This window comes from Pseudobutyrivibrio ruminis HUN009 (assembly GCF_000703005.1).
GTDB classification, from domain to species: Bacteria; Bacillota; Clostridia; order Lachnospirales; family Lachnospiraceae; genus Pseudobutyrivibrio; species Pseudobutyrivibrio ruminis_A.
This window is the reverse complement of record NZ_JNLH01000001.1, coordinates 501501-524380: the sequence shown is the minus strand read 5'-3', so window position 1 is coordinate 524380 and position 22880 is coordinate 501501. Positions and strand designations below refer to the sequence as shown.

Annotated in this window: 20 protein-coding genes; all 20 read left to right on the top strand. The window is 34.0% G+C overall.

Annotated features, from left to right (window positions below):
- Positions 1-21: 21 nt before the first annotated feature.
- The 20 genes from BO15_RS12980 (at position 22) to BO15_RS0102255 (ending at position 22833) form a co-directional block, all read left to right on the top strand.
- On the top strand, positions 22-2262 hold the full coding sequence (locus BO15_RS12980) for a glycosyltransferase family A protein (protein ID WP_052169724.1): 2241 nt from the start codon (positions 22-24) through the stop codon (positions 2260-2262).
- A gap of 24 nt (positions 2263-2286) precedes the next feature.
- Positions 2287-3435, top strand: coding sequence for a glycosyltransferase family 2 protein (locus BO15_RS0102345; RefSeq protein WP_033151991.1), 1149 nt, complete (start codon positions 2287-2289; stop codon positions 3433-3435).
- Positions 3436-3475: 40 nt separating this feature from the next.
- Complete coding sequence (locus BO15_RS13460) at positions 3476-5542, top strand: adenylyltransferase/cytidyltransferase family protein (RefSeq protein WP_167541199.1); 2067 nt, start codon at positions 3476-3478, stop codon at positions 5540-5542.
- 3 nt (positions 5543-5545) lie between these two features.
- Positions 5546-6826, top strand: coding sequence for an ABC transporter permease (locus BO15_RS12975; protein WP_052169723.1), 1281 nt, complete (start codon positions 5546-5548; stop codon positions 6824-6826).
- Position 6827: 1 nt separating this feature from the next.
- Positions 6828-7559 carry an ABC transporter ATP-binding protein gene (locus BO15_RS0102330; RefSeq protein WP_033151989.1) on the top strand — a complete coding sequence of 244 codons (732 nt, stop codon included), beginning with the start codon at positions 6828-6830 and terminating at the stop codon, positions 7557-7559.
- 109 nt (positions 7560-7668) lie between these two features.
- Complete coding sequence (locus BO15_RS12970) at positions 7669-9576, top strand: LicD family protein (protein WP_157752301.1); 1908 nt, start codon at positions 7669-7671, stop codon at positions 9574-9576.
- A 5-nt stretch (positions 9577-9581) separates the two neighbouring features.
- Positions 9582-11525: a LicD family protein gene (locus BO15_RS0102320; protein WP_081828525.1), complete on the top strand. Its 1944-nt coding sequence runs from the start codon at positions 9582-9584 to the stop codon at positions 11523-11525.
- Positions 11526-11609: 84 nt separating this feature from the next.
- The gene (gene rfbG, locus BO15_RS0102315; RefSeq protein ID WP_033151984.1) at positions 11610-12719 is read left to right on the top strand and encodes a CDP-glucose 4,6-dehydratase; all 1110 of its coding nucleotides are present in this window, start codon (positions 11610-11612) and stop codon (positions 12717-12719) included.
- Between the two features lie 66 nt (positions 12720-12785).
- A complete protein-coding gene (locus tag BO15_RS0102310; protein ID WP_167541198.1) occupies positions 12786-14210 on the top strand; it encodes an MBOAT family O-acyltransferase in 1425 nt (474 codons plus the stop codon).
- Between the two features lie 11 nt (positions 14211-14221).
- Positions 14222-15301: a hypothetical protein gene (locus tag BO15_RS0102305; protein ID WP_033151980.1), complete on the top strand. Its 1080-nt coding sequence runs from the start codon at positions 14222-14224 to the stop codon at positions 15299-15301.
- Between the two features lie 35 nt (positions 15302-15336).
- A complete protein-coding gene (locus tag BO15_RS0102300) occupies positions 15337-15759 on the top strand; it encodes a sugar 3,4-ketoisomerase (RefSeq protein WP_033151979.1) in 423 nt (140 codons plus the stop codon).
- Positions 15760-15768: 9 nt separating this feature from the next.
- Entirely contained in the window at positions 15769-16701 is a 933-nt protein-coding gene (locus tag BO15_RS13745) for a glycosyltransferase family 2 protein (RefSeq protein ID WP_033151977.1), read from the top strand.
- Positions 16701-17231, top strand: a complete 531-nt coding sequence (locus BO15_RS13740) for a GNAT family N-acetyltransferase (protein ID WP_052169721.1) — start codon at positions 16701-16703, stop codon at positions 17229-17231. Before BO15_RS13745 ends, BO15_RS13740 begins: the two co-directional genes overlap by 1 nt.
- Positions 17232-17236: 5 nt before the next feature.
- Positions 17237-18331, top strand: coding sequence for a DegT/DnrJ/EryC1/StrS family aminotransferase (locus BO15_RS0102285; RefSeq protein ID WP_033151975.1), 1095 nt, complete (start codon positions 17237-17239; stop codon positions 18329-18331).
- A gap of 14 nt (positions 18332-18345) precedes the next feature.
- Positions 18346-19392, top strand: a complete 1047-nt coding sequence (locus tag BO15_RS0102280) for an acyltransferase family protein (protein ID WP_033151973.1) — start codon at positions 18346-18348, stop codon at positions 19390-19392.
- A gap of 111 nt (positions 19393-19503) precedes the next feature.
- Positions 19504-19809 (top strand): hypothetical protein, encoded by a 306-nt coding sequence (locus BO15_RS0102275; protein WP_033151971.1) that lies wholly within the window; start codon positions 19504-19506, stop codon positions 19807-19809.
- A 185-nt stretch (positions 19810-19994) separates the two neighbouring features.
- Positions 19995-20213, top strand: a complete 219-nt coding sequence (locus BO15_RS0102270) for a hypothetical protein (RefSeq protein WP_033151969.1) — start codon at positions 19995-19997, stop codon at positions 20211-20213.
- Between the two features lie 100 nt (positions 20214-20313).
- Entirely contained in the window at positions 20314-20562 is a 249-nt protein-coding gene (locus BO15_RS0102265) for a hypothetical protein (RefSeq protein WP_207641073.1), read from the top strand.
- Positions 20563-20709: 147 nt separating this feature from the next.
- The gene (locus tag BO15_RS0102260; RefSeq protein ID WP_033151965.1) at positions 20710-21807 is read left to right on the top strand and encodes an AbiH family protein; all 1098 of its coding nucleotides are present in this window, start codon (positions 20710-20712) and stop codon (positions 21805-21807) included.
- Positions 21808-21846: 39 nt separating this feature from the next.
- A complete protein-coding gene (locus tag BO15_RS0102255; RefSeq protein ID WP_033151964.1) occupies positions 21847-22833 on the top strand; it encodes a helix-turn-helix transcriptional regulator in 987 nt (328 codons plus the stop codon).
- The last annotated feature ends 47 nt before the right edge of the window (positions 22834-22880 follow it).

The window sequence follows — 22880 nt, the reverse complement described above, 5'->3', positions numbered from 1 at the left end:
CTAAATTTGGAGGTATATTAATTGAGTAATCCAAAAGTAAGTGTAATAATGCCAGCATACAATGCTGAAAAATTTATAGAAAAAACTATAAATAGTATCTTAAATCAGACATACACTGATTTTGAACTTTTAATAATTGATGATTGTTCCACAGATAACACAATGGATGTTGTGAGAAGAATTAAGGATAATCGTATTCGTATAATTAATAATAAAACTAATCAAGGAATTGCCAAAAGTAGAAACATTGGATTGGCAAACGCTAAAGGTGAATATATAGCGCTTATGGATAACGATGATTTGACTGTAGTAGATCGCTTTGAAAAAGAAGTGTGTTATTTAGAAAATCATCCAGAAATAGGAGCTGTAGGTGGTAATGTTATAACAATAGATTCTAGAGACAATCAGATATCTGATTGTGCAAAAATGATAAATAATCCACAGTATTTGTGGCTTGATATAGTATTTCAATGTCCAATGGCTAATAGCTCCACGATTTTTAGGAAATCTACGCTTGAGAATAAAAAAATATGTTTTCATGACAATATGTTGGGGATGGAAGACTATAGGTTTTGGACTGAATTTTCAGCAGTCGCGGATATATATAATTTTACCGATGTTTTCCTTAAATGGCGTTGCAGAGATGGAAATGAAACTACACGTGTTCGTGGCGAATTAGCTGATGAACGAGCAAAAAAATTTGCGGAGATACAGCGTCTTGGATTAGAAAAACGAGGTGTAGAGCTTGAGGAAGATGAGTACAATGTATTTTGTGAGGCCTATAGTGAATATAAGGATTCGATATCGTATGACGTGCATAAATTATTTTTGGTAATGAAGAAAATCCAAAAACAATTAATCGAAAAGCATCCACAGAGGCGTGAATATATCACAATTGTCCTTAGAAATAGATTTCTGGAAGCTGCCAGACGAAAGAAAGTAAATTCAATGGATGCACTAGAAAACATAGGATTTGGAGATTTCTCTGATGAAGAACCATTGGTTTCGGTAATTATTTCAACATATAATAGAGCTGACAAACTACCGATGTCAGTTGGTAGTGTTTTGAATCAGACATATAAGAATATTGAGATAATTATTTCGGATGATTGCTCTACTGACGACACAGGAAAAGTTGCAGAAAGGTTATGTAAAGAGCACGAAAATATAAAGTATATTAAAAATGAGAGTAATAAAGGGCCTTCTGCCACTAGAAACAATGGTGTGAAAAACTCAAGTGGAAGGTATGTGGCCTTTCATGATGATGACGATGAATGGCATCCGGACAAACTTGCAATTCAAATGTATAGAATGCTGAATGATTTAGAAATTGATATGACATTCGGACAAATGTGCAGATTCAGAAAAAGTCAATTCTTAAATATTGTTGATGAGCATTTGGATTGGGAGAAAATGTCGAAAGACTTTGGACAGGAATTACTTCTGGATAATTATGTAGGTGCTCCGACTATAGTTATAAAGAAAGATTCCTTCGAAAAAATTGGTGGATTTAGCGAAGAAATATCCACAATTGAGGACTGGGAATTTGCAATCAAAGCAGCTTTTAATTTAAATGTTGATTTTTTGGATACACCGCTTATGGATGTTCATGTTTCTGATAATTCTGTAACTCACAATTACATGAATTATATTAAGTCAATCTGCTATATCATAAAAAAATACAGTGAGTGTGCTAATGACAGAAATGAGTACTTTAGAAGGACAATACAGCATATTAATGGTAACTGCAGAAATATAAAGGATACCGAAATACCAGTGGTGAAGGATTATTTAAAAAAAGAACTGTACCCAGATTATATTCATGATGAATTAATCATGGATTATATAATTGGAAATAGTAATGCTATAAATAATTCTAATACAACCACAAGTGTTTCTATGACTAATCGTTTGCAACGATATAAAAATGTAGCTATAAAACTTATGAATCCAGAAAAAACAATAGCAACATGGTTAAAGGATAATAACTACAAGAGAGTTGCTATTTATGGGACCGGAAGACTGGGTAAATGTTTGATAGATCGCTTGGAAGGAACAGAGATATCTATTGTTGCCTTAATTGATCGAAAGGGTGGTATGTATAAAGATTACCCTATTTATAAACGTGATGATTTTTGTGGAATGTCAATAAATCCTGATGCAGTAATTATAACTCCTTTATATGAAGCAGAAGGAATTAGTGCAGAGATTAAAGAAAAAAAGGATGTTATTTGTATTTCAGTAGAAGAACTATGCGAATAATAATTTAATATTACGGGGGAATAGATGAAGCTATCAGTACTTATACCTATTTATAACGTAGATAAATATTTGGAAGAGTGTTTAAGCAGCATTCAAAATATCTCTTATAAAGATGTTGAAATTATATGTATTAACGATGGGTCTACCGATGCATCAAAAGATATTATCGATACATTTTGTAAAACTGATGAGAGATTTATTATTTTGGATAAAATGAATTCAGGATATGGTGATTCGTTAAATCGTGGTTTGGATATTGCTAAGGGAGAGTATGTTTCAATTCTTGAGAGCGATGACACAATTAATATCGCTGTTTTGGAAGAAATGCTGTCTATTGCAGAGAATAAAGAATTAGATATTGTAAAAGCGAATTACAATCTTTTATATGAAGACAGAATTGAGCCATTTCAAAATTTCAAAGATGTTACATATAATGAAGTGTTTTGCCCAACAGAACATTGGAACGTTTTTCTGAGCGCGCCTGCAATATGGAGTGCCGTTTTTAAACGTGAGTTTTTGGTGGAAAATAAAATTAAATTTTTAGCTACACCCGGGGCGTCTTATCAAGACACTTCTTTCATGTTCAAGTGTTGGTGTAATGCTAGTAGAGTATTGCTTATTAATGATTACCTCATCAACTACAGACAAACAAATGAAAATTCGTCTAGTAATTCAAGCAAAAAGATATTTGATATTTTAAATGAAACAAACGAAATGAAATCGTATGTAATGAGAAATAAAAAGTTGGATATTTTGCCGATTTGCATGAGAACTAAATGGCAAAGTTTTGCGTGGACTTTGAATAGATTAATAAACACAGAAGATAAGTTATTGTTTTTACTAAAAGTTCATGAGGATATAATTATAGATTTTTATGAAGGTTGTTTTGAAAAAACATATTGGGATGAATCCAATTGGAATATAGTATTTAATATTATTTGCGACTTTGGCAAGATTATAACGGCGAGTGGGTATTCTCACAGTGAAAAGAATATAATTCATTCTATAGTTAATAATACATTGAATGGAAGAATTGTTGAGATAGATTTATCTTATAATGTAGAAAATATTGAGATTGATAAATTATATGTTATCAATAGCAGCCTTGTTGGATATGAAAATATCGTAAATGTCTTTGTGAAAAAGAACATGAGAAATTATTTGGTGTTGTGATTGTGCGATATAGGATTGGACTGAGAAATTAATGAATTATATGAAACAGTTGGAAAAAGGAATATTGTTATGGTATCCGTTCAAAGAAAATTCAAGGATATTAGGAATAAATACACCTGATTCATTAAATGATATCGTATATACTGGTAAGCCTATAGGAAAGTACGATTATGTAGTTCTTTATGATGCGCTTGATAAGATTGAGATAGCAAAAGATTATTTAACTGAGGATGGCGTCCTAATCACAATAATAGATAATTTGCTCGGTGCAAGATTTTTTTGCGGAGAATCTCGAAGAGAAGGATTATTTCAAAAATCTCAAATCGAAAACATTCTAGAACAAAATGGATTTAATAATAATAAGTTTTATTCGGTATTTCCAAATTATAAAGAACCACAATTGATTTTTGCGGCTGGAACAGATATAAAGGAATCACTCGAATGTAGATATATACCAAAATACGAAGATAATAAAAAAATATATATATCAGAGGGAAAATTGTGCGATGGGTTTGCTCAAGAAGGCGTTTTGGATGTATTTGCAAATTCTTATTTTATAGAAAGCACAAATGGTGAAAATATAGCAGATGTTGAATCAGTGACATTATCATTAGATAGAAGCTGTGAAAAAGCGATGATAACTATACTTTCAAAAGATAGAGTTATTAAGAAAGCTGCAAATATAGAGGGTATAGTAGCGTTAAAACAAACATATGATAATCATAGTTATTTGCAGAAGCGAAATATCTCTGTTATACCAACGGAGTTGATTGGTGATATGCTGACTATGCCCTATATAGATTACTCACTTGCAAATAATTATTTAATGAATTTGTTAGTGACAGATGCTGAGCTATTTAAAAAGCGTTTTGATGAGTTTTATAATGTAATAATTGAATCATCTGAAGTTGTAGATAATAATAGTCTGGGACCAATTTTAAAAAAAGGATTTATAGATCTTGTCCCAATTAATTCTTTTTGGGACGGTGAAAAGTATATTATATTTGATCAGGAGTACTGTATTCCGTGTTTGCCTGCGAATGTTATGGTATTTAGAGCGATTGTAATTATTTATGATGGCATAAATGAGAATGAGGCTTTGGTAAGTAGAGAATATCTATATGAGAAATATAATATGTCAAATTGTCTTAACGAGTTATCTGCGATATCAAGTTCATTTATTAACCAACTACGTGAAAAAGAAATATATGAGTATAATAAAAAACATCAAATATTTCCGCAGCAAATAAATGAAAATTACCAAAGGATGTTTAGCAAAATGAACGAAGATTCACATATAGATGGTATAGAAGAGAAGATTATAGATGAATATAAAAAACACTGTTTTGATGGGATTGAAAACAAAGAAATAGTTGTTTGGGGAACTGGCGCTTGGGCTGATAAGTTTATGAACTTTTATAGAAATGATTATAAGATTATTTCTGTAATAGATAATAATGGGGAAAAAAATGGACATAGTTTTTATGGGGTAAAAGTTGATTCCCCAGAAAGTTTAAAATCTCCAACATATAATTTTAAGGTTATTGTTTGTGTTAAAAATTGCTTATCAATAATAAAACAGCTTTATGATATGGGGGTAAGCAATATTGGAGTGTATGATGCAAATTACTTATATGAGCGTACTATTCCGATGAGATTTAGCCAAGAAAATGTAAAGAAGAAATATAAAGTTGGTTATGTGTCAGGCGTGTTTGATTTATATCATATTGGACACATAAATATGTTTAGACGCGCAAAGGAACAATGCGAGTACTTAATTGTAGCTGTGACTTCTGATGAATATGTTAGAGAACATAAAAAAAGAGAACCTTTTATTCCAGTAGATGAAAGAGTAGAATGTGTTAAATCATGTAGATATGTAGATGAAGTTTTTATTACACCATATAAGTATTGTGGGATAGACGATGCATATAGAAAATTCCATTATGATGTCCAGTTTTGCGGAAGCGATTATGCAAATAATTCGTGGTGGCTCGACCAAAAGCGATGGTTAGAAGAGCATGGCTCGCATCTAGAATTTCTGTCATATACTGAACAAACAAGTTCAACGAAAATAAAAGAATTAATTCAAAAAGGATTATTGTAAAAGATGGGTAAAAATATAGGCATTTTTCGAATATTGAAGAGAGTATTGATAATAGTATTTCTTGCTTCCGTTGTGGTATTTGCTATTTATCCGATTAGAAATCAAGATGTAACTATTGTCGTCGATACAAATGATTATTTTTATGAAAAAACATATAGTTATGACGAATTATTATCGAATTCGGAATTGATTTTTGAAATCAATAATATACAAGATAAGAATATTCGTGAGATAAGGTTTCATAGATATTTTAGATCTATTGCGGTAGATAAAATAGTGGCAGCTAATATTCCTCAATATGCAGAAATACGAGAAGATCATATATTATTTAATAGTGCTACAGTAGAAAAAATGCTTTCTTTGTCAAAGTCAGCACTATTGGAAAGATTAGTATTTACACTCGTTGCATTATGTGTCACTCTTTTATTATGGATTATTATTAATGCGGCGGACGAAAAGCTGGACCCTTCAAATAATGATAATCATGGACCCATCAATGAGGTAGGTAGATTTTTTTCAGATTTGAAAAAATACAAACAATATATGATATTTGCTGCGAAAGCAGACCTAAATGCGGAAGTGGCAAACTCTTATTTGAATAGATTATGGTGGATTTTGGAACCATTCTTTAATATGCTTGTGTACGTGATTGTGTTTGGAAAGGTAATGGGAAATTCTATTCAGAACTATGCAACATTTACTTTTTCAGCGCTTCTCATGTGGAAGTATTTTGATCATATAATTAATTATAGTGTTAAATGTGTAAGAGCAAATCGAGATATTGTAACAAAAATATATGTTCCTAAATATGTTTTGTTGCTTACTAATATGGTACTTAATTTTATAAAGTTGTTATTTTCTGTAGCAGTTTTAGTTATAATGCTGGGAATTTTTAAAGTACATATTAGAATTAGTATTATATATGTGATTCCGGCATATACTTTGATGATATTGTTTGCATTTGGTGCAGGAATGATTCTGCTTCATTATGGTGTATTTATTGATGATTTAAGTTATGCGGTTGGAATACTCTTACAGATGGCTATGTTTTTAACGGGTATTTTCTTTGATGTAGTCACAGCGTTGCCAACTCCTTTAAATGGAGTCATGCTTTGCATAAATCCGTGCACAGTATTTATTGATAGCATGCGAAATGCACTATTGTATGGAGTTATAGCAAATGTTCCGCTAATAATTATATGGATTATATTAAGCATGCTGATTTCATATATAGGTATTCACATAGTATTTAAAAATGAAAATGGTTATGTAAAGGTAATATAAGATGAAAGATAATATAGCACTAACAGTAGATCATGTGAGTATTGATTATAGAGATATTTCACATATGTCATTAGCGAAAAGCCTTCGTAAAGACGGAGTAAAAAAGGCGAATATTTTTAGAGCTGTAAACGATGTGTCATTTGAAGTAAAAAAAGGTGAAGTAATTGGGATTGTCGGTAGAAATGGGTCAGGAAAGACTACTATGCTTCGTTCGATTGCTGGTATATTTCAACCTGATGAAGGAACTATAGATACTCATGGGAATCGAGTATCTCTTATGGCAATTGGTATAGGATTTAATCCTAACAACACAGGACGTGAAAATATATTAAAATCTGGAATGTTACTTGGTTGTTCCTTAGATTACATTAATGATCATATGGATGAAATAATAGAATTTTCGGAGCTTGGTGAGTTTATTGATAGGCCGGTTAGAACATATTCTTCTGGTATGTATTCGAAGTTATCTTTTTCAGTGACAGCTGTATTGGATACAGATATTATGCTGGTTGATGAAGTACTATCGGTGGGTGATGAACATTTCAGACAAAAGTCATTTGCTAAAATGGAAGAATTAATAAAATCTGACAGAACTGTATTGATAGTTTCACACGCAACCAATACTCTTGAAAAATTCTGTGATAGAGTGTTATGGATAAATGATGGGCAGTTTATGAAAATTGGCCCAACATCTGATGTGTTGGCAGAGTATAACGCTAGTCAGCAACTATAGGAGTGGAATATAAATATCAATAGTAAAATGATTATGCTATAATATGGGCAGCCTGTATAGGCTGCCTTAGTTACTTTTGGGGCTGATTATATTAATTGGGAGAATGAAAGTGAATTTAGTACAAGTCGATAAAAATATACTTAATATAATAAAAACATATCAAACAGAGTATTATGATAAATATCTAGAATATGAATCTAGAGAAAATGTATTTTGGAATCTATCTGCGATACGTAGAAAATCATTGGAATGGTATAGAATTGCAAAAAATCATAATGTATTAATAATAGGTGACAACTATGGAGCTATAACAGGCATAGCTAGTGAAATGGCGGGAAATGTAGATGTTATAGTTCAGACTGAAGATTGTTTGGATGCGATTAGAGTAAGATATAAATCAAGGAATAATATTGCAGTCTACACATCATCAAATGACTTGCCTGAAAGACAATTTGATTTTGTTATTATTAGTCTAGACAATGTTGTCGATTATGATTGGCAAAACTCCTTTGTGGTAGACACATACATAGATGGGATTTCTGATAGAATTACTGATGATTGTATGATATTGGTTCTTGCCAGGGGAGAGAAAGAATATGACTTAGAGCGGATTTTGTATAATCACGGTTTTAAATATCAAAACGAAATTGATTATGCTAGCTTAGGATTTATCTTTATTGAAGTATGTTATCAACCATTTGAAAAGTTTGAGATTCCTGCTACTATTGTTGAAAGTAATCGAAATGAACTTGTGGACTGTTCTTGGGTTAGAAAGAATTATCTTCCTATTGGTGGGCCAGAAGTTATAGACCAAGATACAAACTTAATAGAAGATGTAAAGAAAGTAGAAATTGATTTATTGGCGGAGCTGAAGCGTGTTTGCGAAGCAAATTCACTACAACTGTATCCTATATATGGAACTTTGTTAGGCGCTATGAGAGACGGCGGCTTTATTCCGGGAGATGATGATGTGGATGTTGCGATGCCAAGAGCAGATTATAACAAGCTTATTGAGCTTCAGGAGGAGTTTACTGGAGACTATTTCTTACAGACTCCTTATAATGAAAACTGTTTTTATGGCGGTTATCTAAAACTACGTAATAAATCAACCACCGCAATCAATCCTCAAAATGAGTTTGTAGATATATGTGAAGGCATTGGAATAGATATTTTCCCGTTGGACACTGTTTATTCTAATAGCTTTAAGGAAAAAAGAAAGAAAAGAAGCATTAGATTTTTACAAAGGCTTTTGTTTGCTAAATCATATGGTTATTTTAGGCAGTTTCGAGATATGCCAATGTTGAAATGGAAAGCCTATAAATATGTTGGAAAGCTGTTCGATAAGAAAAAGCTTGTGGACAGGCTTTACGAAAAAATGGAGGAAGGGCAGCATGAATCTGGCAAGTATGCTATATATTGCCACTACAATGGTAGGTTAGATATAGCTAAGTATTTCAATAAAAAGGATTTCAAAAAGACATTCAGTCTTAATTATGAGGGGCAATTATTAGATGTTCCTGCAGGTTGGAACAATGTTTTGATAAGTACTTATGGCGAAGGCTACCTTGAGAAACCTGGCTTCAATGAATGGAAGCAACGGCATGGATTCTATGATGTTAATGTTCCATACCAAGTATATAAAAAGCGATTTGGAGGGCTAAAATATCCATCTACTATTTCAGAACCAATTATTCTATTCGGAGATGGTAGTGTGTTTAAAGGTTGTCTAGAGTATTATCAGTCGCGAGTAAATATTATATACCTTGTGCAATTGCCAGGTGAATCAAAAATGGAATCTGTAATGGGGATGCAGGTGCTTTCTTGGGATGAATTTGAAAAATTAAAAGTACCTAGAGAATCATATAGAGCTGTTATTTGTTCGGGGGATTCTAGACGAGCTGAATCCATTCTTAAAGATAATGGTTTTGAAGATTATTACATTTTTTGGTACAACAGACAATGGATGTTGCATGCGAACCAGTCTGCTATTTGGGCTGAGATTGAAAGGAGTAAATAATTATAATGTCGCAATTATTTAATATATTTGAAGACAGTGATAATAGAAACATAGTATTATTTGGAACGGGGAGGTATGCTTCGTATTATATGGAAGTATACGGAAAGTATCGTAAACCAATTTTTATGGTTGATAATAATTCCGGTAAGTGGGGCAATAGTTATTTTGGATGCGAGATTAAGAACCCAAATGTATTATCAAAAATAAATGTAGATAGGGTCAGAATTATTATCGCTGTCAAGGACTATGAAGTTATACTACAACAACTGAAAGAAATCGGTATAGCTGAGGAATTCATTAGAGTATTAAGAGTTGATCAACCAGTTCAGAAACTATACGAGATGGGATATGCCATGGCAATAGTGGATGATAAAGGAGATGAGCAGCTCGAATATATAAGGAACTTTGCAAGAGTTTGTAAGCGATTTGTTTTAGGAATTCCAGATGATTTGATTATGGGGCGCTTATATACAGAGGCTAGAGGATATAATTCGAATATATTAACAGATTCTTTATTATCTAGAGATTGGATAGATGATGTAGTTACTTTGGACTATTCACATTTACGATATCCAGAGATGCATAAAGAGTTGCAATTTGATGCTTGTCTATATGGCTCAGCTTATGGAAAAGAATTTGAATCTGATAAGAAATACTTTATGGAGCAAGGTGTTGAGTTTATAAGTGCTGTTCCTGAGGGACGATTAGGCAAAATGCCAGGCGACCCATTAGAGCTTGGAATAGATAATATTCATACTACAACAAAGAAAATAGTTATATTTGGAACAGGTTTGTATGCACAAAAGTTTATGCAAGAGTATCCGGATTGTCCTGTAGCATATGCTATCGATAGTAATCCAGATTTGTGGGGAAATACATTTGGTGATTTAATAGTACATTCTCCTGTAAAACTAAGGGAGGAAGTTGTAGATAACACGGTTGTTATCATATGTGCAAAAGATTACGATAGCATTATTTCTACTATACATGAATATGGTGATTTCCATTATTTAACTATGGTATATCGTCAGGAAATAGCGCTTCTAGAAAACTTTGGAGTTGTTGAGCAGGATGAGCAAGATTATATCGTAAAGGCTCACAATATTCTTTATAAGTTAGTCGAGGAGTTTAAGTCTGTTTGTGATGAATATGGGCTTCACTACTACATTATTTGTGGGTCATTGATAGGTGTGTTACGCCACCAGGATATGGTTCCATGGGATGATGATATCGATATTGCTATGCCTCGCGAAGACTATAATAAGTTGAAAAAAATAGCCAAAGAACGCTGGGATAATGATACATTCAAATTTTTAGATTATAAAGATTATGGCGGAGGTGCGTTCTTAGATTGTATGCCTAGACTATTCTATCTTAAATCCAAGTTACCAACAAAGGTCTTCAAAAAGGTACAAGGAAAAGCGACTGCAGACGTTGCGGATAGAATGTTCTTAGATATATATGTAATGGACAATGCTCATCCAAATCCAAAGGTTCATGCATTCTGTATGGGATGTATGAAGGGAATCTATAATCTTTGTATGGGACACAGAGGTGTTAAGGATTATAGTGAATACGAAGGATATGTCTCTAAAGACGTACTGATGCTTATGAAGACATTACATGCTATAGGAAGTATTTTACCACTACCATTTTTGATATGGATGTACGAATGCTTCAGTCAAAGTGCAAATTGGAATAAGAAGTGTGATTCGTACTTTATGAATGCATGTGCGATTGTTTGCATCGAAAGAACTTTTAAAAAGGAGTTCTTTGAAGAAGGTGGACATGGTATGCTTCACGGAATAGATGTTAAGATACCAAAAGATCCAGATGGATTATTTACAGCGATGCACTATGGTGGACTTGCATCTATTATGAATTATCCACCTTATTCGATAAGAAAGCCTTCGCACTATTTCAATTGTGATATTGAAATTTGGAGATAGAATAGAAATATCTTTAATAAATCACTTATGTTATAATTTAGGCAGTCCTTAGGGGCTGCCTATTTTTAAGGTTGAGGTTTGCAAATGAATTTAGATTTTTATAAGAATAAAAAAGTATTAATAACAGGACATACAGGATTTAAGGGCTCATGGATGTGTAAAGCGCTTATAAATGCAGGAGCTGAGGTTACAGGTTATGCACTTTCAGCACCTACAAATCCATCACTATTTGAATTATGTAATATGGCATCGCAGATGAACTCTATTGAAGGAGATATTCGCGATTTAGAGCATTTACTGTCAGTGTTCAAGGAAGTACAGCCAGAAATAGTAATCCATATGGCTGCACAGCCAATAGTTCGTGATTCATACAAAGATCCAGTGTACACATATGAGACCAATGTTATGGGAACGGTTAATATATGTGAAGCTGTTCGTCAGACACCAAGCGTTCGTTCATTTGTTAATGTGACTACAGATAAAGTTTATCTAAACAAAGAATGGCAGTGGGGATATCGTGAGAACGAGGAGCTAAATGGATTTGATCCATATTCAAATTCAAAGTCTTGTTCAGAGTTAGTAACATCCTCTTATAAGAACTCTTTCTTTACAGATTTGGAATATCAGAGAGCTTATGGTTGTGATGCTCCCGCTGTATCTACCTGCCGTGCTGGTAATGTAATCGGTGGTGGTGATTTCGCTAATGATAGAATCATTCCAGATTGTATTAGAGCGGTTTCTACTGGACAGGAGATTGTAGTACGTAATCCATATTCTACACGACCATATCAGCATGTATTAGAACCTGTTATGGCATATCTAATGATTGCAGAGGCCCAGTACAAAGACAAATCTTTGGCCGGAAGCTATAACGTTGGCCCTGATGATGTTGACTGCTGGACTACAGGTGAATTAGTACAGTTGTTCTGCGATAAGTGGAATGTGGCTAATGAGGGAACTTCATTTAATAATGCAGCTTGGGTTAATAAACATGACGGTGGTCCACACGAGGCAAACTTCCTTAAGTTAGATTGTAGTAAGTTGAAAAACACATTTGGTTGGAAACCTGTTTGGAATGTAGAGACTGCTATGGAAAAGATTGTAGAGTGGTCCATGGCATATCTGAATGGGGAAGATGTGGCTGAGGTCATTGATAGGCAGATTAATGAATACATATATGGAGAATTAAAGTAAAAAATCGTTGACAGAAAGGTTTATAGTATGGCGGAATTCTATAGTTGAATTCGAAACCATATAGAGTTGAAGGAAGAAAAAATGCTTTTTAACACACCGCAGTTTGTATTTTTCTTTATAGCAGTTATCTGCCTATGGTATATTTTACCGACTAATTTAAGAAAAATACTATTGCTTATCACAAGTTACATATTTGCATATTTATTAGGAGGAATATCTACAATTGTTGTGATATTCTTTATTACTGTACTTACGTATTTTGCTGGCTTATCTATGAGTAAGTGCAATAACAAAAAGGGAATATTATTTGGCTTTATAGCGGCAACAATAGCGGTGTTAGTATATGGTAAATACCTTACATACATGCTTAATGTTTTCAACAGTAGTTTCAATACATCAATATCAATTTCAGTAGTATCCATGGTTGGCGTATCTTACTACGTTTTTTCAGCTATTTCTTATATGGTTGATGTTTACAAGGGAGAAGAAGCTGATAGAAACTTTATTGATGTTGCAGTGTGGATTTCCTTCTTTGCAAAAATAATAGCAGGACCAATAGAACGACATAGGGATTTTAAACAACAGCTTGTTCATATCAGAGATAGCAGATTTGATTTTGAACCTATTAAGAGAGGCTTATTAATTTGTTCATTAGGATATTTTTATAAAATCGTCATTGCTGATAGATTATCTATCATTGTTGATTTCGTATATGCGAATTTGTATGATTATGCAGGAATAACACTTTTTGTTGTAATGGTATTATATTCATTACAAATATACTTTGATTTTTGCGGATATTCGCTTATAGCATATGGCGTTGCATTAACCATGAATATTCGAATTACATCTAATTTTAATCATCCATATTTTGCTGATTCCATATCTGATTTTTGGAGACGTTGGCATATTTCATTATCATCTTGGTTAAAGGATTATTTATATATCCCTCTTGGTGGCAATCGGAAGGGCAAACTCAGACAGAAAATAAATATAATGATTACATTTTTGATAAGCGGAATATGGCATGGAGCTGGCTTAAATTATTTAGTATGGGGCGGTCTGCATGGTCTTTTCCAAATTATTGAAAGAGGTTTAGGGTTTAGAAATAAAGTATCTAAAACAGTAAATGTAGTTATTACCTTTTTGCTGGTAAGCTTTGCTTGGATATTTTTTAGGGCAGATTCTATTAAAACGGCGCTTGTTTTTGTAAAGCGTATGTTTTGTTGGAATCCATGGGTCATTACAGATGGCACACTTTTTAACCTTGGACTAGATATTTATGATCAAAGAGTACTTATTATTGCTTTGATAATTGCTTTTGCCATTGAATTTGCCCAATATAAAAATATCAGTATTTACAACCAGTTGCAAAAACATAGCATAGTAATTAGATGGTTTGTCTATTATGCCATTATTGCTTCTATAGTCGTATATGGAAAGTATGGCGTTACTTTTGATGCTAATAATTTTATTTACTTTAAGTATTAGAGGGGCTGGTTATGGAAAAAAGACAATCAACAAAAATCATATTATTAAAGATTTTAGCCTTCGTAATAGGTCTTTGCCTTATGATGAATAGGCTGACAACTTTGCTGATGTTAAAAGAGTATCCAGTTGGAGCGAATGTCAATATTTTGTTGAATCCGTATATATTGGGGGAAAAGCCGACTGGTTTTTATAGCTTAGAGGATGATACATTAGATGTTGTATTCTTAGGATCGAGCAACGTACATTGCAACATTAATCCTAATATTATCTGGAATCAATACGGAATAACTTCATATGATTTTACGGGCGACCAGCAGGATTTGGGCACTACATACTATTATTTACAGCAAGTCTTTAAAACTCAAAGTCCTAAGTTGGTAATGATAGACATTTTGAATGGAGGAGCACAAGAATCATTGGCAAATGACCAGGCTCACTTTTCCTACGACTATATGAAAAATGATATGTCTAAAGTGCTGGGGATATGGAACAGAACCAAAGGCTCCAGGTTGGAAATGTATTTTCCAATTATCACATATCATGATAGGTGGAAAGAACTTACCCAAAGAGATTATACATATTCAAAAGATTTCCACAACAGCTTGAATGGCGCATTTATCTATATGGTTCAAAACGAACAACCAGGGGTACAATTACCTGAAGACATGCCAGTAGAAAATCTTTCAAATAAAACTATCAAATGGGTTCAATCGATTCAAGCGTTATGTGAAAAGAATAATTGTCAGTGCGTATTTATAAAAACACCTTTTTCGCAGTACAAGGAAGATTACTTTCCTTACTTTGCAGCTTTTGGAGAATACTGCCAGGAAAACAATATACAGTTTATCGATATGAATAACTATGCAGATGCGATAGGTATTGATTATGCGACAGATTTCGTAGACGAAATGCATATGAATTGGATAGGACAGCAGAAGTTATCTAACTACATTGGCGATATAATAAGTGGTAATTATGAATTCGAGGACAAGAGAAATAACTCAGAATTTAGTCAATGGAATGACGATTACGATACAATGATGTATTATATAAATAATTTTGATGTTTTGTACAGTGAAAGTGGTGTATAATACATAGGCTTATATGGTTTTTCAAAGGAGTTGTAATGAACGTAATAAATAAAGCAGAAATGCTAGAATTTACAGAAAGAGGCGACGAAAGAGGCCACCTGGTTATCTGTGAAGGTGGAATAGATATTCCATTTGATATTAAAAGAATATTTTACATATATGGATCTGACTCAGAAGTCGTTCGTGGGCAGCATGCAAATCGTAATAGCGAGTTTGTCTTAATAAATGTAGCAGGCACGAGTAAAGTCAGTGTAAAAGACGGTAAGGGGAATGAAACGGTTTATGCCTTGAATCGTCCACATACAGGAATCTATTTGCCAAAGATGGTATGGAAAGATATGTACGATTTTAGTGAGGATTCTGTATTGTTGTGTTTGGCAAGTACTCATTATGATGCTAACGAATACATTAGAGATTATGATGAATTTGTTAGAATCATAAGTGAAGAAGGAAAGTAGGAATATTCCATGAAAGTATCGTTAGTTATTCCAGTATATTATAATGAGGACAATCTTCGTCCATTATATGCGGATTTAAAAGAAAAGTTTATTGACAAGATTGATTATGATTATGAAATAGTTATGGTCAATGACGGGTCAGGTGATAATAGTTGGCAGGTAATGCAAGAAATCGCCACACAGGATAATCACGTAAAAATTTATAGTTTATCTCGGAATTTTGGAAGCCACGCAGCATGTCTGTGTGGCCTTTCGAGGTCTACAGGGGATTGTGCTATTATCAAGGCGGCAGATCTTCAGGAGCCAACTGAATTAATTCTAGATATGGTAGAAAGCTGGAAGCAAGGAAATAATGTGGTGCTTGCATGCCGTGAGGCTCGCGAAGAAAGCAAAGCGCAGACCGGATTCGCAAACCTGTATTATTGGCTTGTTCGTAAAACATCTCTCCCAAATATGCCAAAGAATGGATTTGATATATATCTATTAGACAGAAAAGTAATTAATGTATTGGATTCACTTGACGAAAAAAACAGTGCTATCACAGGGCAAATTCTTTGGAGTGGATTTAAAACCGGGATAGTCTATTACACACGTAAAGCAAGAGAAATAGGGACTAGCAGATGGACGCTGAAAAAGAAAATTAAGCTTGTATCGGATACCCTTTTTAGTTTTTCAACAATGCCGGTAAGATTTGTTGAAGTAGTAGGTTTTGCGTCCTTTGTCATAGGTTTGATATGGGCTATTTTTGAAATAATAGCTAAACTTGCAGGATTGATTGAAGTGGAAGGTTGGACCACCTTGTTTATTTTTAATTTGCTCTCATTTGGTATAGTAATGATATCATTGGGAATTCTTGGGGAGTACGTTTGGAGAACATTTGATGCTTCAAGAAATCGTCCACCTTATATAGTTGAAAAAGACAATGATGAGGAAGAAAGATAGTGATTCATTTAAGAGAATTAAGACCAGAAGATGCACCGCTGATGTTAGAATGGATGCATGACAGTCAGGTTCAAAAAGGGTTTCAGAAAGATATGTCTTCAATGACAATAGAAGATGCAAAGAAATTTTGTGCAAATTCTAAAATTACTGATACGATTTCAGAAGGTCAAAGCCTGAACTTTGCTTTTGTAAGTGAGGAAGATGAGTATTTAGGGACTATCAGTCTGAAGGATATTAGTATTGTAAATAAGACGGCTGAGTATGCTATTAGCATGCGCCGCGCCGCATGGGGACATGGATATGCTTTTGAAGCGTCAATGATCCTGTTGGAAAAAGCATTTTGTTATTATGGATTGCATAGAGTGTTTTTGACAGTATTTGCAGATAATGAAAGAGCCATCCATCTATACGAAAAATGTGGTTTCAAAAAAGAGGGGCAACTAAGAAAGCATATACATAAAGATGGGGAATATGTTGATTGGTGTTTATATGGTATTTTGGATGATGAATATCGTTCGATAGAAAGGTAGTACATATGGAAAAAATAATGCCTAATAGGCTTGATAGAGGATTTTATAAATACCAGGATGAGTTTGAAGCGAAAGCTATAGAAGTGCTTAGATCTGGTTGGTATGTGTTAGGAAATGAGGTAAAACAATTTGAAGAAGAGTTTGCAAAATACGTTGGGGCCAAACATTGCGTTGGCTTGGCTAGTGGACTAGATGCTTTATGGATCGCTTTTCGTATTTTAGGCATTGGAGCTGGTGATGAGGTTATTGTTCAGGGAAATACATATATAGCTAGCGTTATGGGTATAACAATGAATGGAGCAACGCCAGTTTTTGTTGAACCTGACGAGTTCTACAATATAGATGCTTCAAAAATCGAAGAAAAGATTACGGATAATACAAAAGCGGTACTTGTCGTTCATTTATACGGTCAAGCATCTAACATGGCGCCAGTAGTTGAACTATGTAAGAAATACAATCTTCGTTTGGTAGAAGATTGCGCTCAGTCACATGGAGCTAAGTTCGATGGTCAGACTACCGGAACATTTGGTGATATAGGATGTTTTTCATTCTATCCTTCAAAGAATCTTGGAGCATTTGGCGATGCAGGTGCTATTGTTACAAATGATGATAAAATAGCAGAGGACACTAGAGTATTTAGAAACTATGGTTCTGAAAAACGCTATTACAATAAAGTTGTAGGAGCTAATTCGCGCCTTGACGAAATGCAGGCTGGATTATTACGCGTTCGCTTATCTCATCTTGAAGAGCTTGCTGAGGAGAAGCGTGTTATTTGCGAAAGATATTTGAATGAACTTCACAATGATAAGATTAAATTGCCTATGATTCGTGAAGGTGCAACTCATATTTGGCATCAGTTTGTAATTAAATCAGATTATAGGGATGAGCTCATTAAATACTTGGATGAAAATGGAATTGGAACGATAATTCATTATCCAATTCCACCACATATGTCAGAGGCCTACCAGTACCTTGGAGTAAAAGAAGGTTCGCTTCCTATCACAGAAAACTATGCACAGACTGTCCTTTCAATTCCTCTTTATAACGGAATGACAAAAGAGGAACAGGATTATGTCATTGAAATGATAAATAAGTTCTAAACAGGAGTTTGAAAATGAGAAAAAGAGAAATATGGGTTGATATAGCTCGCTTTATCGGTATTATTGGAATGATGCTGGATCATACGTACACAATCACTTATCAAAGCTATGGTATGGCTTGTGTCTCATATTATGCTTTGGGATTATACATATTACTGAGCGGATATAATGCATATCAATCATGGTCTCACAAACCTTATGGATTAAAAAAGGTTTGGAAGAAATGTATGGCAATGCTGGTGCCTTATACAGCGGCTACTTTCATATACGATTGGGTAGATGATTATACTTTCTCTTTTGAAGAATTCCTATTTAAATGGATACACTTTAATGCCAACATGCCACTTTATTATGTATTCCTATTTATTCAGTTGATAATCATAGGACCAATTCTTTGTTATGTTGTTAGGGAAAACAGTGGATTTGTTAGAACGATTTTGGTACTACTAGCAGTATCTATAATTGCGATTCCGGCAACTAATTGTACCAATATTCTATCTATCTACGGCGCGGGCGGCAAATTGTTTGGCGGTACGCTTATTATCTTTTACACACTCGGTATGTATGTTGCTAAGCATAGAGATTTTATAGATAAAATTGGCAAAAAGACACTAGTTTTGATTCCGATACTGGCTGTTTGCATGGTTAGATGGGTGATGTTCATTACACAGGATCAACTACAAATCGAAACAAAATCAATATACCATACAGACTTGAACCCAGCAGGAATAAGTACAGGCTTGTACGCAATTCTTCTTTTTACAATAATACTGTTTATAGATGTTTTATTTAAGACAATGACATTGCCTGTATGGGTGGAGAAAATTGCTGAGTTTTTTGCATATCTTGGCCGACATACCATCTACTTCTTTATGTACCATCAGCTATTTTTGTACTATTTACACTGGTTCTTATTGAGGAGTCAACTATACACAAAATTGTACGAGAATATCGTTTTCAGATGTGTCTGGCTGTATGGAATCATGATTGCAGGACCACTGGCCATAGAGTATGTGCTAAAATGGGCTAAAGGGCATTTTGCAAAGGCTTATGTGGAGTAAAGGGGCGATGTGTAGGTCGCTGAGTTCGACTACAATTATCTGAAACCATTGGGAATGGAGTTATCGGTCCTAAGATTATTACCTCCACGGGCAAGAATCAGAATCACTTTTATGTTGATTAAGAAGCGTTTTCTTAGAGCAGAATACAAGTTTATGAAAAATAAAAACAAGCTTGGATATTATTCCATCATTGCAATTAACAAGTTTGTGAAGTGGCTATTCTTTGCTAAGCGAGCTGTCCTTAGGCCACATGAGTCTCAGGTATATGCGGTACACGGAAGCTTTATTATTTTCCATCGTGATGCATTGGAAAAGCTTGGTCGAGTCTTCGATGAAAACATGTTTCTTTTCTGTGAAGAAATGGCCTTGGCAGAGGAGATGCGCTTAAAAGGCATAACTGCGACATACACAGATTGAATCGTTATTCATCATAAAGAAGATGGTAGTACGCGTTTCCTCGATGGAAGCATGTACGACGAGGAGGTTAAGAGTAATGGGTATGTGGTGGAGAAGTATTATAGTTAATAGCGATATGTGTAGCAGTATTTGAATATCGTAGGAATTGTACTTTGTAAAGGGATAGAAAAGAGGAATTATAACAAATGGAGGAATATTCAAGAATTCTTATAGAACAATACTGTATGACACATACAAGCACAAAGAAGAGCAAGTTCTTGCAGGAATTAGTGGAACTCTCATATGACGTAGAGTGTGAACCGGAAGAAAAGGCAGCTCTTCAGCTTGAAGCCTACATCAATCAAGAAAAGGATGAGGAATTGAGGGAAGCTTTAGAAGATCTAGATGAGTTCTTGTTTGGGTAGTAGGGCTGAGTTATAAAGAAGTATTCTTACATGAGTTTTCACAGATATATAACAACTAGCATTTATAATGTCTCATACTAGCTACATGGAGGTGGTAGGTATGAAGAAAGTAAAAATGTTTGGAGCAATTGTCTTTTCGTTGGTATTTTTAGTGGCTTTTCAACCACCGATACCGGTATATGCTGCTAGTGGCGATACTGTGGTATACGTTACTAAAACAGGTGAAAAGTATCATGTGGACGGATGCCGTTACCTGAAAAAGAGTAAGATTGAAAAAAGCCTCGAGGATGCAGTTGATGATGGCTATGAGCCATGTAGCGTCTGCAAGGCTCCAAAGCTAAGTGAATAGAGATATGTGTTGTGCCGTGGCTGACGCCACGGCACTTTAATAAATATTTATAAGGCAGAGAATTGTGCACTCAGAACTTGAGCTGTAAGAACATAATTCAAATAATGCAGCGGCATTTGGGCTTGCAGAGATTGTAGAAGGAAAATAATGGATAACCAAGTTTTCAATCGTCTTTTTATAATAGGGAATGGATTTGACTTAGCACACAATTATCCGACCAGATATTATCATTTTAGAGATTGGATGGAAGCTAAACTAAGGGAGATATATCCGGATATTGAGTGTGATCATGATGGAGGTATCTATGCAGATGAATATCCTCAAATTCCAATTGCTATTACTGGTAAGCATGGTGATGAAATTATGGATGAGAGGCAATTGTTATATCTTCTTATGTGGCTGCTTTTGACAAACATGAAAACAGATGATGATTTGAATAGATTCGAGGAAGAACTTTATCATCTCGATTTGGAGACGGTATTGTATGCTAACGATTGGGGGATAGAGGATGCTGCAAAGGATAAGGACGGTGTAATCAATCCATTCCATGTGGATGCAGACTTATCGGAGTTAGCATCTAATATAGAAAGTGCAGTGCAACTACTGCCTAAATTGTTCGAAAAATGGATTGAAGATATAGAGATAATTAAACCGCCAAAGAATTTGATTAAAGATGCTGACTATTTACTTCCAATTGGAAAAATAATGGATGCAGAAAGTCTGTATTTAACATTTAATTATACTGAGACGCTTGAGAAGGTTTATGGTGTGCCAGGATACCTTGTTGATCATATTCATGGGTTAAGAAATAGAGCCAAAAAATTTTTTAGCAATAAATACAATTTGCCTAATACCCTTGGGCAAATCATTGTTGGACATGGTGTTGATATAGCAAGGGAATTTGATAAAACATACATAGAAACAGAGAATATTCTTGAAGAGACAATTAGTGGGCTTAGAAAACCCATAGATAGCATCATTGAAGAACATTCGAATTTTTGGAGCTTGATTCAAAATGGTAGAGTTAAAGAGATTTATAGTTTTGGATTTAGTTATAGCAATGTGGATATTCCATATATTAAACGGATTGTATTGGCGCTTAAAGGTGGCAGGGATGTTACCTGGTATTTAAATAGGTTTGATGATAGCTGGGATGAAAAGGATTCTCCGCTTACAGTAAACGAAGGTTTTGAGAAAATTATAAATAGTTGTGGCTATCAAGGGAAATTTGGAAGATATTGTTGATATTTGATTAAGCTGATTAATAGTGAGGATGTAGTGCCAATGGAAAAGTATGCTAAAAATCGAGCTATGGTTCTTTATAGAATTCTAAGGGATAAAACTGATCAGAACCATCCAATGACAATGAGGAAATTGCTAGAAGAAATGGAGGCCATAGGGTATCAGTGTAGCGTAGATACTATTCGTCGATATATAAAGCAACTACAAACAGAATTAGATGTTGATATTATTACTACGCAAGGACGAAATGCTAGTTATTACATGGGGAGTAGATTGTTGGAAAAAGAGGAGATACAGTTGCTAATTGATGCAATTAATTCTTCCAGTGTAATAGGTAAAAGCGTTTCGAAAAACATTATTTACAAACTTACTTCGATGCTAAGTATATATGAGCAAGATGAAACCAATAGAACAATTTTGAGTGCGAAGAATTCCACAAAATCAAATAAAAAAATATTGTATAACATTAATTATATTCAGGAAGCTTTGGCTAGCGATAGTCAGATAGAATTTGATTATATGGAATGGGATATTAATAAACAAATGCGAATACGCGGCAATAAACATTACTTAAATCCTTGGGGGTTAATATGGGCAAATAATCGGTATTACTTATACGGATATAGTGTTGATGATAATATTGCAAACATTTGTGAGCGTACTTATAGAATCGATAAAATCAATAATATTAGGATTAATCATATTAAGAGACAAGGCGAAGATAGATTCAAAAAATTTGATGTAGGTAAATATGTTTCACGAAGAATGGACATGTTTTCTGGTGAAGAGACTACAATTAGGGTAAAAACATCAAATAACTTGGTGGGGGCTTTTATTGATAGGTTCGGAGAAGATATTCAAATCCAGAAAATAAGTACCAATTATGTTGAAATCGAATTTGTTGTTGCGGTGACAGATTTGCTATTTGGCTGGCTGATGGGACTTGGAGATACAGAAATTGTATATCCGTTATATGTAAGAAAAATGCTTGTTGAGAGGCTTGAATCATATAGAAAAAACTATAATTAATTTGCGCATATATGCATAAATTAAAGTTGCTATGAATGAAAAAAACA